Source organism: Pseudomonas sp. EA_5y_Pfl2_R50 (genome assembly GCF_963970475.1).
GTDB lineage: Bacteria > Pseudomonadota > Gammaproteobacteria > Pseudomonadales > Pseudomonadaceae > Aquipseudomonas.
Genome location: NZ_CAXAPT010000018.1, coordinates 46,504 through 60,648 on the forward strand (window position 1 = coordinate 46,504; position 14,145 = coordinate 60,648).

A 14,145-nucleotide genomic window follows, 5' to 3' on the forward strand; every position below is an offset into this window, starting at 1 on the left:
AGGAATCGCCCCCTTTACAGGTGCTGGAGAAAAAATGGTGACGGATTATGCCATGACCAAACGGTTTCGTCGGCCACGGTTGTCGTAACGCTGCAAAACCTGTGGGATCGAGCCTGCTCGCGAAGAGTCCTTGTCAGTCAAAATCTCTGTTCATGACACACCGTATTCGCGAGCAGGCTCGCTCCCACAAGGGGACTGCGTTCCAACAGTGCGACATAGGTGCAACGGTCAGACACAGCCTAAGCGGCTAATATGGCAGTTCAACGCTGTCGATTGTCTGAGATTTCCGCTTTATGCAAACCGCTTACACCGTCCTGATCCTGCTGATGCTGGTCAGCGTTTCGCGTCTTGTCGGACGGGTCATCCCGCTGCCCTTGCCGCTCGTACAAATCGCGGCAGGCGCCTTGCTTGCCTGGCCGACGCTGGGGCTGCACGTGGCGCTGGACCCCGAACTGTTCCTGTTTCTGTTCCTGCCTCCGTTGCTGTTTTCCGACGGCTGGCGCATGCCCAAGCGCGAGTTCTGGCACCTGCGCGGCCCGATCCTGACGCTGGCGGTCGGTCTGGTGCTGTTCACCGTGGTCGGCGCCGGCTACTTCATTCATTGGTTGTTGCCGTCAATTCCGTTGCCGGTGGCCTTCGCCCTGGCGGCGGTGTTGTCGCCGACGGACGCGGTCGCCGTTTCGGCCATTTCGCAAAACCGCTTGCCGACCCCGCTCATGCATATCTTGCAGGGCGAGGCGCTGATGAACGATGCCTCGGGCCTGGTGACTTTCAAGTTCGCACTGGCCGCCGCTATCACGGGCGTGTTTTCGCTGACCAATGCCAGCCTGACTTTTGTCCTGGTGGCGCTCGGTGGGTTGGCGGTCGGCGTGGCACTGAGCTGGCTGGTCGGGCGCCTGCGTGCGTGGATGATCGCCCGCGGCTGGGACGATCCGGCGACCCATGTGGTGTTCATGTTGCTGCTACCGTTTGCCGCCTATGTGCTGGCCGAACGACTGGGCGCTTCGGGCATTCTTTCGGCGGTGGCGGCGGGGATGATGCAGAGCTGGCTCGATCTGTTGCCGCGGCAGACCAGCACCCGCTTGCTTAATCGCAGCGTCTGGTCGCTGCTGGAGTTTGCCTTCAACGGTCTGATCTTCTTGCTGCTCGGCCTGCAACTGCCGGACATCATCAAAGCCGTGGTCAGCCACGAACCGACGCTGTGGCCGACGTTGCTGTACCGGGGCCTCGACGTGGTGGCGATCTTCCTCGCGCTGGTGCTGTTGCGCTTTATTTGGGTGCAGAGCATCTGGCGTCTGTCAGTATTGCTGCGGCGTATGCGCGGCAAGGGCGACCTGACGCAAGTGCCGACAGCCCGTTCCTGCTGGCTACTGACCGTCGGCGGTGTGCGCGGGGCGGTGACGCTGGCCGGTGTGATGTCGGTGCCGATGTTGATGGGAGCCGAGGCGTTCCCTGAGCGTGACCTGCTGATTTTCATTGCGGCCGGGGTGATTCTGTTGTCGCTGATCTGCGCCTGTATCGCCTTGCCGTTGCTGCTGCGCGGTATCGAAAAAAGCCCGGACGACAAGCGGCGACAGGAGGTGCGCGACGCTTGGCGCAAGACGGCTGAGGCGGCGATTCATGCGCTGGAAACCGAAGAGGTCGGCCCGCAGGATGCTGCGCAGGCTGCGCTTTCGGCGGAGCTGAAGGCGCGGATCATGTCCGAGTATCGCCATCAGCTCGACGTGTTCAACGATTCGGCGGAAGCCCAGGCGCTGGCGTTCCAGATGGATCTGCTGGAGCGCCGCCTGCGTTTGAAGGCGCTGCGGGCGCAGCGTCTTGAGCTGTATAGCCTCAGCCGCCATCACCAGATCGGCGATGACGTGTTGCGTGAGGTATTGGGTGAGCTGGATTTGAGTGAAGCGAATCTGGGGCAGGTCAAGTGACCTGCGTCCTGCTTATTCGCTCTGCGCCTCGGGTTGCGGATAAACCTGGCTGACAAAAGCCTTATCCGCATCGCTCAGGGTGTAGTTGAAGTCAACTTTGAAATCCCCAATCGTCCATTGCTGTCTGATTTCATAGTGCATGATGGATTTTGAATCATAGGGTGAGAAGTTAACTTCGCTAAGATCCAGAAGATTAAGGAAAGCGGCGTCGACCTGTTCTTTTGTGGGGGCATAAACAGGATTGCTTTCATCCAGTACACCGCGCGATTGATATAAGGCCGGTTTGTCCCATGGGATATTGCATTGCGGATGCAAGTGTTCGTGTTCCAGTCCCAGCATATGTCCGAACTCGTGAATGATATTCGGGATGTAACGGTCCCACCAATAATCCGTACCGATGTGCATGGTGGGCTCATCAGGATCATCGATCAGTAACGCATCTGTACCAATCGTCGATGCATAGTAAGAGTAGGTGTTACTGCTGATGCGAATGTCGCCCTGCGTGCCTTCCACAAAGTCGAAGTTGAGATTGATATGAGTCTCCCAGGCAGCGGCGGCGTCCTTGACGGTTTGTTTGAATTTCTGGTCGCCGTTGAGGAAGGCAATCCTGAGTGTGCGGCCTGGGGTCCAGAATTTGGTGTGTTTGCCCACCGAGCGTTTTTGTCGGCCAGATGTCGAAGACGGCCGGTTGTGCGGGTTTTCATTAATTGCCTTTTCATAGGCATCGGTAATGTTGCCCGGCTTTATAACTTCGCAAAGCACTATGCTTTCCATGCGTATAAGTTCCATGTTTGTCTGGATGGTAAGTTTGAGTTGCGCTGCGAAGAATAACGCCGAGATTGAACTTGGAGAAGTTTAATGGTGTTTTTATGTATTGCTGTATGTTGGGGGTGCTCGCACGACATTGCATCGTGCGAGCGCGGTGTTATCAAGAAGGATGACGAATAATAAAAGCCTTTATCCGTTCGGCGGCTTCAACGCATTCAGCCAATGGTGCAACGAGTGCCATGCGCACGCGACCGGCCCCTGGGTTCACACCGTCCACTTCGCGCGACAGGTAAGAGCCTGGTACCACGGTGACATGTTCTTCGGCAAACAGATCCCGGCAGAATGCCGCGTCGTCACCCTGTACGTTCGGCCACAGATAGAAGCTGCCGTCCGGGCGCTGCACGTCCATCACCGGACTTAGGATTTCCAGCACGGCGTCGAACTTCTCGCGGTACAGCGCACGGTTGGCGCGGACATGGACTTCATCATTCCAGGCGGCGATGCTGGCCAGTTGGGTTTGCACCGGCATGGCGCAGCCGTGGTAAGTGCGATAGAGCAGGAAACCCTTGAGAATCTCGGCATCACCCGCCACAAATCCGGAGCGCAGGCCTGGCAGGTTGGAGCGCTTGGACAGGCTGTGGAACACCACGCATCGCTTGAAGTCCTGGCGGCCCAGTTCGACGCAAGCGCTGAGCAGGCCCGGTGGCGGGGTTTGCTCGTCGAAGTACAGTTCGCTGTAGCACTCGTCGGCGGCAATCACGAAGTCGTGTTCGTCGGCCAGGGCGATGAGCTTTTTCAGCACGTCGACCGGGATCAGCGCACCGGTCGGGTTGCCCGGCGAGCAGAGGAACAGGATCTGGCAGCGCTTCCAGATGTCCGGCGAAACGGCGTCGAAATCCGGGTTGAAGCCGTTTTCGTCCAGGCATGGCAGATAGTGCGGCTTGGCCCCGGCGAGGAACGCCGCGCCTTCGTAGATCTGGTAGAACGGGTTCGGGCTGACGACCAGTGCGTCGTCGCCACGATTGACCACGGTCTGGGTGAACGCGAACAGCGCTTCACGGGTGCCGTTGACCGGCAGCACGTTACGCGCCGGATCGATCCAGCCGGTCGGTACGCCGAAACGACGCTCGCACCAGCCGGCGATGGCTTCGCGCAGGGCCGGGATGCCGAGGGTGGTCGGGTACACCGCCATCTGGTCCAGACTGTGGGCCAGCGCCTCGGCGACAAAACTCGGCGAACGATGTTTCGGTTCGCCGATGGACAGCGCGATAGGACGCATGTCCGGATTCGGCGTCACCGTGCCGAGCAGGGCGCGGAGCTTTTCGAACGGGTAGGGCTGGAGCTGGTTCAGAGCGTTGTTCATTGGGGCCTCTTTCAATCTGCAAGAGAATCCCCTCGCCACAGGGGATTGTGTGTTCCAGGGAAATGCAGGGGGCTGCTTTCACAGGGGAAGGGGTGTTCAAATACCGATGCGTGAAAGCTTGATATCTGGTTCCTGATTGACGCTCAACTGCTCAACGATCGCATCCTGCAAGCGGCTGCACAGCAGCGGATCGGACAGCGGCTGGTTATGGGCGTCGGTGATGAAGAACACGTCCTCGACCCGCTCGCCCAGGGTGGCGATCTTGGCATTCTGCAGCGAGAGGTCGAATTCCAGGAATATCCCGCCGACGCGCGCGAGCAGGCCCGGGCGGTCAGGTGCGGTGAGTTCCAGTACCGTGACCGGGCGCTGGGCGTCATTGTGGATCGTCACCTGCGGCGCAAAAGCGAAATGCTTGAGCTGGCGCGGCACCCGTCGCTGGATGATCGTCGGGTAATCATCAGGGTTGCGCAGGGCTTCGGTCAGGCCTGAGCGGATCTGTTTGACCCGTTCCGGGTTGTCGCCAATCGAGTCGCCATCAGCGTCGAGCACGATGTAGGTGTCGAGGGTGAACTGGCTGCTGGAGGTGATGACCCGGGCGTCGTGAATGGTCAGGTTGAGCTGGTCCATCGCGGCCACGGTTACAGCGAAGAAATCGTGCTGGTCTGGCGCATAAATGAAGATCTGCGTGCCGCCCTCGAACTCGCGCTGGGTGGTTTCCTTGATCAGCACCAGCGGACCGCCATCGGCCGGCTGCTGGAGGATCGCGTCGCTGTGCCAGGCCACGTCGCCGGCGGTGTGGCGCAGGAAATAGTCATCGCCCAATTGCGCCCACAGCTGCTCGACGTCGTCCGGATCGGTACCGCCGCGAACCAGAATGTCCAGCGCGGCGCTTTGCGTCTGGCGAATCTGCTCTTCGCGATCCACTGGATTTTCCAGACCACGGCGCAGGGCGCGCTTGGTCTCGGTATAGAGCTGACGCAACAGGCTGGCACGCCACGAGTTCCACAGCGTCGGGTTGGTCGCGTTGATGTCGGCCACGGTCAGCACATACAGATAGTCGAGGCGGGTTTCGTCACCGACTGCCTGCGCGAAATCGTGGATCACCTGCGGGTCGGACAAATCCTTGCGCTGGGCGGTGGTCGACATCACCAGGTGGTTCTGCACCAGCCAGACGATCAGGCGGCTGTCCCATACCGGCAATTGATGACGCTGGCAGAACGCCTCGGCATCGACCGCGCCGATCTCCGAGTGATCGCCGTGCCGACCCTTGCCGATGTCGTGGTACAGGCCGGCCATGTAGATCAGTTCAGGCTTAGGCAGTTTGGCCATCAGCTTGGCGGCCAGCGGGAATTTTTCCGACACCTGGGTGTACTGCAACTTACGCAAGTGCTTGATCAGATTCAGCGTGTGCGCATCGACTGTATAAATGTGGAACAGGTCGTGCTGCATCTGCCCGACGATAAACCCGAACTCCGGCAGGTAGCGCCCGAGAATGCCGTAACGGTTCATCCGCCGCAGGTTGCGATGGATGCCGATCTTGCATTTGAACAGCTCGATGAACAGGCTGGTGTTGCGAATGTCGTTGCGGAAATTGTCGTCGATCAGGTGACGGTTTTCCCGCAGCAGACGGATGGTGTCGGCGCGCACGCCTTTGATTTCCGGCTGCTGGGCCATCAGCACGAAGATTTCAAGCATGGCGAACGGCGTGCGGCGGAACACGTTGTCGTTACGTGCTTCGATGTAGCCGTCATGAAGCTGGAATCGCGCGTTGATCGGCTCTGGCGGCGCTTCGTCTTCGGGGGCGAGGATGACTTCCTCGAAGTGCTGGATGATCAGGTCGCTGAGCTGGGCAATGCTCATCACCACGCGGAAATATTGTTGCATGAAGTTTTCGACGGCCTGCTTGGCGTCGTCACCTTCGAACCCGAGCAGGCCGGCGATGGTGCGTTGATGATCGAACAGCAAACGGTCTTCGGAACGTCCGGCGAGCATGTGCAGGGCGTAGCGCACTTTCCACAGGAACTCCTGCGAAGAGGCGAGCAGGGCGTTTTCACTTTCGACCAGAAAGCCTTCGCCAGCGAGGGCGCGCAGGTTCAGCGTGCCGTATTGGCGCCGGGCGACCCAGAGAATGGTCTGAATGTCGCGCAGGCCGCCGGGCGAGCCTTTGACGTTGGGCTCGAGGTTGTATTCGGTGTCGTTGTACTTGTGGTGGCGAGCCTTCTGTTCGGCGCGCTTGGCGAGGAAAAACTCCTTGGCCGGCCACATGTGTGCAGTGCTGGTGACATCGAGCATGCGCTGACGCAGACGCTCGGGGCCACAAATGGTGCGGCTTTCCATCAGGTTGGTGACGACTGTAAGGTCGGCGCGGGCCTCTTCGGCGCATTCATCGACCGAGCGCACGCTCTGACCGACTTCCAGGCCGATGTCCCACAGCAACGTCAGAAAACGTTCGATGGAGTCGCGGAAAATCTCGTGATCGGCGCTGTCCAGCAGAATCAGCAAATCGATGTCGGAATAGGGGTGCAGTTCACCTCGGCCATAACCACCGACCGCGACCAGCGCGATGTCGGCGTCTTCACTCCAGTTGAACTGCTCCCAGGCCTTTTGCAGGATGTTGTCGACGAACCAGGCGCGATCTTCGATCAGCCGGCGGATGTCGCGGCCGCTGCGAAAACGCGCGTCGAGAACATCGCGGGCCTGGCGGATCGCTTTTTTGAACGCCGCAATGGGACTCGCTTTCAGGGCCAGTTCAGCCTGGAACTGGCCACGGTCGAAGAGTTCGGGGTCCACCTGCGGCATCGATTGGCTTTCCTTCTATAAAAGGCTGGGAGCGTTGAGTGGTTCAGGCCGAAACGCGCGGGATGGTGTCATCAGCGCGCAGGGTGAAGATTTCGTAACCGGTGTCGGTCACCAACAGTGTGTGTTCCCATTGGGCCGAGAGTTTGCGGTCCTTGGTGATCGCGGTCCAGCCATCGCCCAATACCTTGGTGTCGGCTCTGCCCTGGTTGATCATCGGCTCGATGGTGAACGTCATGCCCGCCTTCAGTTCCAGGCCGGTGCCGGCGCGACCGTAGTGAAGGATCTGCGGTTCTTCGTGGAAGACCTTGCCGATGCCGTGGCCGCAGAACTCGCGAACCACCGAGAAACCGTTCTTTTCAGCGTGCTTCTGGATGACTTCACCGATGTCGCCGAGGCGGCAGCCAGGCTTGACGATTTCGATGGCCTTGTACATGCATTCCTGAGTGACCTGCGACAGGCGCTCGGCCCACACCGGCACGTCGCCGACGTGAAACATGCGGCTGGTGTCGCCGTGGTAGCCGTCCTTGATCACGGTGACATCGATGTTCAGTGTGTCGCCGTTTTTCAGTGGCTTGTCGTTCGGGATACCGTGGCAGACCACATGGTTGATCGACGTGCAGATCGACTTCGGATAGCCCTTGTAGTTGAGCGGGGCAGGGATGGCCTGTTGCACATTGACGATGTAGTCGTGGCAGATCTGGTTCAGTTGATCAGTGGTCACGCCCGGTTTGACATGTTCGGCAATCATTTCCAGCACATCGGCGGCCAGTTTGCCGGCGACGCGCATGCCAGCGATGTCCTCGGGGGTTTTGAGGTTGACGGTCATACAGGCTCTCTCTGCGCTCGGCGGCGCTTGCTGATACAAATAGGGGCGCGGCTGTTCGTTTTGCGACCCTGAAAAACGCGATTCTATCAGACGCCCGGCGCAAATCCGCGCCGGTGTGCATCGCTTCTCTCTATACAATGGTGCGCGTCAGGCCTGTTCCAAGGGGGCTGCGTGCATGTCGTTGGGGTGATTGCTGATTTCTGGTTTCGTTTCTGTCAGCCCTGTGGTATAAAATGCGCCGCTTTCCGGGGATGCCCCGAAAGGCTTAAATCCACACACGTGTCGACACGATGACCTGGGTGCTTTTGGCTTTATGCCATTGGTTGGTCATTGGGATACGTGGAGGCCAAACCCGACTTATCAAGGAACTATCATGTCCCAAGTCAATATGCGCGATATGCTGAAGGCCGGTGTGCACTTCGGTCACCAAACCCGTTACTGGAATCCGAAAATGGGTAAGTACATTTTCGGCGCGCGTAACAAGATTCACATCATCAACCTTGAAAAAACCCTGCCAATGTTCAACGAAGCTCTGACTTTCGTAGAGCGTCTGGCCCAGGGCAAAAACAAGATTCTGTTCGTCGGCACCAAGCGTTCCGCTGGCAAGATCGTTGCTGAAGAAGCAGCACGTTGCGGTTCGCCTTACGTCGATCACCGCTGGTTGGGCGGCATGCTGACCAACTTCAAAACCATTCGTGCTTCCATCAAGCGTCTGCGTGACCTTGAAGTTCAAGCTGAAGACGGTACTTTCGCCAAGCTGACCAAGAAAGAAGCGCTGATGCGCTCCCGTGACCTGGAAAAGCTGGATCGCTCCCTGGGCGGCATCAAGGACATGGGCGGTCTGCCAGACGCACTGTTCGTGATCGACGTTGACCACGAGCGCATCGCGATCACCGAAGCCAACAAGCTGGGCATCCCGGTAATCGGCGTTGTCGACACCAACAGCAGCCCGGAAGGCGTTGACTACATCATCCCAGGCAACGATGACGCAATCCGCGCTATCCAGCTGTACATGGGTTCGATGGCAGACGCAGTAATCCGTGGTCGCAACAATGTTGCTGGCGGCACTGTTGAATTCGCAGCTGAAGAAACTCAGGCTGCAGCTGAGTAATTGACGCCCTGGCGTTGACTCAGTAAGCAAAAAGGGGGCTTGGCCCCCTTTTTGCCACCTCGAAAACCGTTTGTTGGTAGCGCAGCTACAGGCTCTGTAACGTGCAGCTGCTACAAGGTGGTTCGGGAAGAATTGAACGCCCGTTCGATCGGGTGGAATGGTTGAAAACCTATCCAAGAGGAATTTGAAAATGGCAGCAATTACTGCAGCGTTGGTTAAAGAACTGCGCGAGCGTACCGGCGAAGGCATGATGGATTGCAAGAAAGCCCTGGAAAAGGCTGACGGCGACATCGAAAAAGCCATTGATGACATGCGTGCTTCGGGCGCGATCAAGGCTGCGAAAAAGGCTGGCAACGTTGCCGCTGAAGGCGCAATCGCTATCAAGGACGACGGTAAAGCTGCCGTTATCCTGGAAGTGAACTCGCAGACCGACTTCCTGGCTCTGCAAGATGACTTCAAAAACTTCGTTGCTGCCAGCGTTGAAAAAGCCTTCGCTGACAAGCTGACCGATGCTGCTCCGCTGATCGCTTCGCAAGAAGCTGCTCGTGAAGCACTGGTTGCCAAAGTAGGCGAAAACGTCAACATCCGTCGTCTGACCCGTATCGAAGGTGACGTTGTAGGTTCGTACCTGCACGGCAACAAGATCGGTGTTGTTGTAGCTCTGAAAGGCGGTGACGTCGAGCTGGCCAAAGACATCGCGATGCACGTAGCTGCAAGCAATCCTGAGTTCCTGCTGCCTTCGCAAGTTTCGGCTGAAGCGATCGAGCGTGAAAAAGCTGTGTTCCTGCAGCTGAACGAAGAAAAAATCAAAGGCAAGCCAGAAAACATTGTTGAGAACATGGTCAAAGGCCGTATCAGCAAGTTCCTGGCAGAAGCGAGCCTGGTTGAGCAGGCGTTCGTCAAGAACCCTGAAATCAAGGTTGGCGAGCTGGCCAAGAAAGGCGGCGCAGAAATCGTTTCCTTCACTTACTACAAGGTAGGCGAAGGCATCGAGAAACCGGTCGACAACTTCGCTGAAGAAGTTGCTGCCCAGCTGGCTGCCGCCAAGCAATAAGACGGTTTTTCAACTGTCGCCCGAAAGAGGCTGCCCGCTCACGCGCGCAGCCTCTTTTCAGATGGGGTAGCCAATTTTTATTTGGTTTGCGCCTGGAACTGACTTACAAAGCCATGTTCCGATGGCGCTGAAGCAGCGCCACGCTAGAGTGAACGCAGCTGAAAACAGCTCGCAAAGAATTTTTTAATACGCCGCAGGAGAGATTCGCAATGGCTCAGCAGGGCAGTGGTTATCAGGCTCGCTATAAACGCATTCTACTCAAGCTTAGCGGCGAGGCCCTGATGGGCTCGGAAGAGTTCGGGATCGATCCGAAAGTGCTGGATCGCATGGCGCTGGAAGTCGGCCAGTTGGTCGGCATCGGCGTACAGGTCGGTCTGGTGATCGGCGGTGGCAACCTGTTCCGTGGCGAAGCGCTGAGCAAAGCTGGTATGGATCGGGTAACAGGCGACCACATGGGCATGCTGGCCACTGTGATGAACGCCCTGGCCATGCGTGACGCGCTGGAACGTGCCAATATCTCGGCCATCGTGATGTCGGCCATTTCCATGGTTGGCGTGACTGATCACTATGATCGTCGCAAAGCCATGCGTCACCTGAACTCCAAAGACGTGGTGATTTTCGCGGCCGGTACCGGCAATCCGTTCTTTACTACGGATTCGGCAGCCTGCCTGCGTGCAATCGAAATCGACGCCGATGTCGTGCTCAAGGCGACCAAGGTCGATGGCGTCTACACCGCTGACCCGTTCAAGGACCCGCATGCCGAGAAGTTCGATCATCTGACTTATGATGAAGTGCTGGATCGCAAGCTGGGTGTAATGGATCTGACCGCTATCTGCCTGTGCCGCGACCACAAGATGCCGCTGCGCGTATTCAACATGAACAAGCCTGGCGCCCTGCTGAACATCGTACATGGCGGCGCTGAAGGCACCCTGATTGAGGAAGGTCAACAATGATCAGCGAAATCAAGAAAGACGCTCAAGAGCGCATGCATAAATCCCTGGACTCTCTGGCCCATGCATTTGGCCAGATCCGTACCGGCAAGGCTCACCCAAGCATTCTGGGTAGCGTGATGGTGCCGTACTACGGCGCAGACACCTCCATCACCCAGGTCGCCAACATCACTGTAAAGGACTCGCGCACCCTGCAAGTCGTGGCGTTCGAGCGCAACATGCTCGCGGCAGTCGATAAGGCAATCCAGAGCGCTGGTCTGAACCTCAACCCGACCAACCTGGGCGAGTTGCTGCTGATCTCCATGCCAGCACTGACTGAAGAGACTCGCAAGGGTTTCACCAAGCAGGCGCGCAGTGCCGCTGAAGATGCTCGTGTTGCCGTGCGCAATATCCGCCGCGATGCTCTGAGCGAGCTGAAGAAGCTGGTCAAGGACAAGGAAATCAGCGAAGACGAAGAGCGTCGTGCCGCTGCCGACATTCAGAAGCTCACCGACAAGGCCGAGGCTGACATCGACGCGGCTACCAAGCAAAAAGAAGCGGATCTGATGGCCGTATAAGGTTCGAGCTTTTAATGGACAAGACCAAGCAGACTGCGCCGTCCGCGGTGCCGCGCCATGTCGCGATCATCATGGATGGTAACAATCGCTGGGCTAAAAAACGCTTTATGCCGGGTGTTGCCGGGCATAAAGCGGGCGTGGATGCGGTGCGTGCGGTGATCGAGGTCTGCGCCGAGGCGAAGGTCGAGGTGCTGACGCTGTTCGCGTTCTCCAGTGAAAACTGGCAGCGTCCGGCCGATGAGGTCAGTGCCTTGATGGATCTGTTTTTCAAGGCATTGCGTCGTGAGGCCAAGCGTCTCAACGACAACAACATCAGCCTGCGCATCATCGGCGATCGCTCGCGCTTCCATCCTGAGCTTCAGGCGGCGATGCGCGAAGCTGAAGCCATGACGGTCGGTGCCAACCGCTTTGTCCTGCAGATCGCTGCCAACTATGGTGGTCAGTGGGACATTGCGCAGGCAGCGCAGCGACTGGCGCGTGAAGTCCAGGCCGGCCATCTGCGCCCGGAAGACATCACCCCGGATTTGTTGCAGACCTGCCTGGCAACCGGCGATCTGCCGCTCCCGGACCTGTGCATTCGCACCGGTGGCGAGCACCGCATCAGTAACTTCCTGCTGTGGCAACTCGCCTACGCCGAGTTGTACTTCTCCGACCTGTTCTGGCCGGACTTCAAACACGATGCCATGCGCAATGCGCTGGCCGATTTCGCTTCGCGCCAGCGTCGCTTCGGTAAAACGAGCGAACAGGTCGAAGCTGGAGCCCGGGTTTAATGCTTAAACAACGAATCATCACTGCCCTGATCCTGCTGCCGATTGCCTTGTGCGGTTTTTTCCTGCTCGAAGGCTCCGGTTTTGCGCTGTTCATCGGTCTGGTCGTGAGCCTGGGTGCTTGGGAATGGGCGCGTCTGGCAGGTTTCGCTGCGCAATCTTTCCGCGTCGGTTTTGCCGCCGTGGTCGCCCTGATGCTGTTTGTCATGTACATCCTGCCTGGCCTTGCGCCGTGGGTGTTGGGCGCATCAGTGCTCTGGTGGATCGTGGCGACCTGGCTGGTGCTGACCTACCCGCGTTCGAGCGAGCATTGGTCCAGTGCCGCCACCAAACTGGTGATCGGCCTGTTGATCCTGTTGCCGGCCTGGCAAGGCCTGGTGCAGATCAAGCAGTACCCGCTGGGTAACTGGCTGATCATGGCCGTGATGGTGCTGGTCTGGGGCGCGGATATCGGCGCTTACTTTTCTGGCCGGGCCTTCGGCAAGCGCAAGCTGGCTCCGCAGGTCAGTCCTGGTAAAAGCTGGGAAGGTGTCTATGGTGGCCTGGCCCTGAGCCTGGTCATTACCGCCATTGTCGGGCTGGTGCGCGACTGGACGGTGGCCGAGTTGCTCAAGGGCTTGATCGGTGCGGCATTGATCGTGTTCATTTCGGTGGTGGGCGACCTCACCGAGAGCATGTTCAAGCGTCAGTCTGGCATCAAGGACAGCAGTAATTTGCTGCCAGGTCACGGTGGCGTGCTGGATCGCATCGACAGCCTGACCGCCGCCATTCCGGTATTCGCCGTGCTGCTGTGGATGGCCGCACCGTGAGCCGCCCGCAACAGATCACTGTTCTGGGGGCAACCGGCTCCATCGGTTTGAGTACTCTCGACGTCATTGCGCGTCATCCGGAGCGTTATCAGGTTTTTGCCCTGAGCGGCTTCACCCGGCTCAGCGAGTTGTTCGCCTTGTGCGTGCGCCATGTGCCGCAGTTCGCGGTGGTGCCGAAATCCGAAGCTGCGCGCAACTTGCAAGATGATTTGCGTGCAGCCGGGTTGCCGACCCGCGTACTGGTCGGGGAGGAGGGCTTGTGTGAGGTTGCCTCTGCCCCTGAAGTCGACGCGGTGATGGCGGCCATCGTCGGCGCGGCGGGGCTGCGCCCGACGCTGGCTGCGGTCGAGGCTGGCAAAAAGATTCTCCTGGCCAATAAGGAAGCGCTGGTGATGTCCGGCGCCTTGTTCATGCAGGCGGTGCGCAAGAGTGGCTCGGTCCTGTTGCCAATCGACAGCGAACACAACGCCATTTTTCAGTGTATGCCTCAGGATTTTGCCCGCGGTCTGGGCAAGGTCGGTGTGCGGCGGATCTTGCTGACAGCTTCTGGCGGCCCTTTCCGGCAGACGCCGATGATCGAACTGGCGCATGTTTCACCTGATCAGGCCTGTGCACACCCGAACTGGTCCATGGGGCGCAAGATTTCCGTGGATTCGGCCAGCATGATGAACAAGGGGCTTGAGCTGATCGAAGCGTGCTGGTTGTTCGATGCCAAGCCTGCGCAGGTCGAGGTGGTTATCCATCCGCAAAGCGTGATCCACTCGCTGGTCGACTACGTTGATGGTTCGGTATTGGCCCAGCTGGGTAATCCGGATATGCGCACGCCCATTGCCAATGCCCTGGCATGGCCGGAGCGTATCGACTCTGGCGTGGCCCCGCTGGATCTCTTTGCCATTGCGCGACTGGATTTCGAAGCGCCGGACGAGGAACGTTTTCCTTGTCTGCGTCTGGCGCGACAGGCCGCTGAAGCGGGTGACAGCGCCCCGGCGATGCTGAACGCGGCCAATGAGGTGGCTGTGGCAGCGTTTCTCGACGGACGGGTTCGCTATCTGGAAATCGCGAGTATCATCGAAGAAGTCCTGAACCTCGAGCCCGTGGTTGCACTGGACGATCTCGATGCGGTGTTCACGGCCGACGCGAAGGCTCGGGTTCTGGCCGGGCGATGGCTGGCTCGTCAGGGTCGATAGGTTTTGCAGCACAATGGCTTCATGCGGCA

Annotated in this window: 12 protein-coding genes; 8 read left to right on the top strand and 4 right to left on the bottom strand. The window is 58.7% G+C overall.

Annotated features, from left to right (window positions below; translation table 11 throughout):
• The first annotated feature begins 293 nt into the window (after positions 1-293).
• Positions 294-1,925 (top strand): Na+/H+ antiporter, encoded by a 1,632-nt coding sequence (locus AACY19_RS24605; protein WP_339454175.1) that lies wholly within the window; start codon positions 294-296, stop codon positions 1,923-1,925.
• 12 nt (positions 1,926-1,937) lie between these two features.
• On the opposite strand, the gene AACY19_RS24610 is transcribed toward AACY19_RS24605, so the two are convergent.
• The 4 genes from AACY19_RS24610 to map form a co-directional block, all read right to left on the bottom strand.
• A complete protein-coding gene (locus tag AACY19_RS24610; RefSeq protein WP_339454176.1) occupies positions 1,938-2,699 on the bottom strand; it encodes a hypothetical protein in 762 nt (253 codons plus the stop codon).
• Between the two features lie 154 nt (positions 2,700-2,853).
• On the bottom strand, positions 2,854-4,056 hold the full coding sequence (gene dapC / locus AACY19_RS24615) for a succinyldiaminopimelate transaminase (RefSeq protein ID WP_339454177.1): 1,203 nt from the start codon (positions 4,054-4,056) through the stop codon (positions 2,854-2,856).
• 96 nt (positions 4,057-4,152) lie between these two features.
• Positions 4,153-6,855 (bottom strand): [protein-PII] uridylyltransferase, encoded by a 2,703-nt coding sequence (locus tag AACY19_RS24620; RefSeq protein ID WP_339454178.1) that lies wholly within the window; start codon positions 6,853-6,855, stop codon positions 4,153-4,155.
• A gap of 43 nt (positions 6,856-6,898) precedes the next feature.
• Positions 6,899-7,681, bottom strand: coding sequence for a type I methionyl aminopeptidase (gene map / locus AACY19_RS24625; protein ID WP_339454179.1), 783 nt, complete (start codon positions 7,679-7,681; stop codon positions 6,899-6,901).
• A 373-nt stretch (positions 7,682-8,054) separates the two neighbouring features.
• On the opposite strand from map, the gene rpsB reads away from it, so the two are divergent.
• The 7 genes from rpsB (at position 8,055) to ispC (ending at position 14,116) form a co-directional block, all read left to right on the top strand.
• Complete coding sequence (gene rpsB / locus AACY19_RS24630) at positions 8,055-8,792, top strand: 30S ribosomal protein S2 (protein ID WP_003222119.1); 738 nt, start codon at positions 8,055-8,057, stop codon at positions 8,790-8,792.
• Between the two features lie 190 nt (positions 8,793-8,982).
• Complete coding sequence (gene tsf / locus AACY19_RS24635; RefSeq protein WP_093436595.1) at positions 8,983-9,846, top strand: translation elongation factor Ts; 864 nt, start codon at positions 8,983-8,985, stop codon at positions 9,844-9,846.
• A gap of 209 nt (positions 9,847-10,055) precedes the next feature.
• Positions 10,056-10,799 (top strand): UMP kinase, encoded by a 744-nt coding sequence (gene pyrH / locus AACY19_RS24640; RefSeq protein WP_003222124.1) that lies wholly within the window; start codon positions 10,056-10,058, stop codon positions 10,797-10,799.
• A complete protein-coding gene (gene frr / locus AACY19_RS24645) occupies positions 10,796-11,353 on the top strand; it encodes a ribosome recycling factor (protein ID WP_339454180.1) in 558 nt (185 codons plus the stop codon). Before pyrH ends, frr begins: the two co-directional genes overlap by 4 nt.
• Positions 11,354-11,367: 14 nt before the next feature.
• The gene (uppS, locus tag AACY19_RS24650) at positions 11,368-12,123 is read left to right on the top strand and encodes a polyprenyl diphosphate synthase (protein WP_122591351.1); all 756 of its coding nucleotides are present in this window, start codon (positions 11,368-11,370) and stop codon (positions 12,121-12,123) included.
• Complete coding sequence (locus AACY19_RS24655) at positions 12,123-12,929, top strand: phosphatidate cytidylyltransferase (protein ID WP_339454181.1); 807 nt, start codon at positions 12,123-12,125, stop codon at positions 12,927-12,929. The genes uppS and AACY19_RS24655 overlap by 1 nt, the downstream gene beginning before the upstream one ends.
• Positions 12,926-14,116 (top strand): 1-deoxy-D-xylulose-5-phosphate reductoisomerase, encoded by a 1,191-nt coding sequence (gene ispC / locus AACY19_RS24660; protein WP_339454182.1) that lies wholly within the window; start codon positions 12,926-12,928, stop codon positions 14,114-14,116. Before AACY19_RS24655 ends, ispC begins: the two co-directional genes overlap by 4 nt.
• The last annotated feature ends 29 nt before the right edge of the window (positions 14,117-14,145 follow it).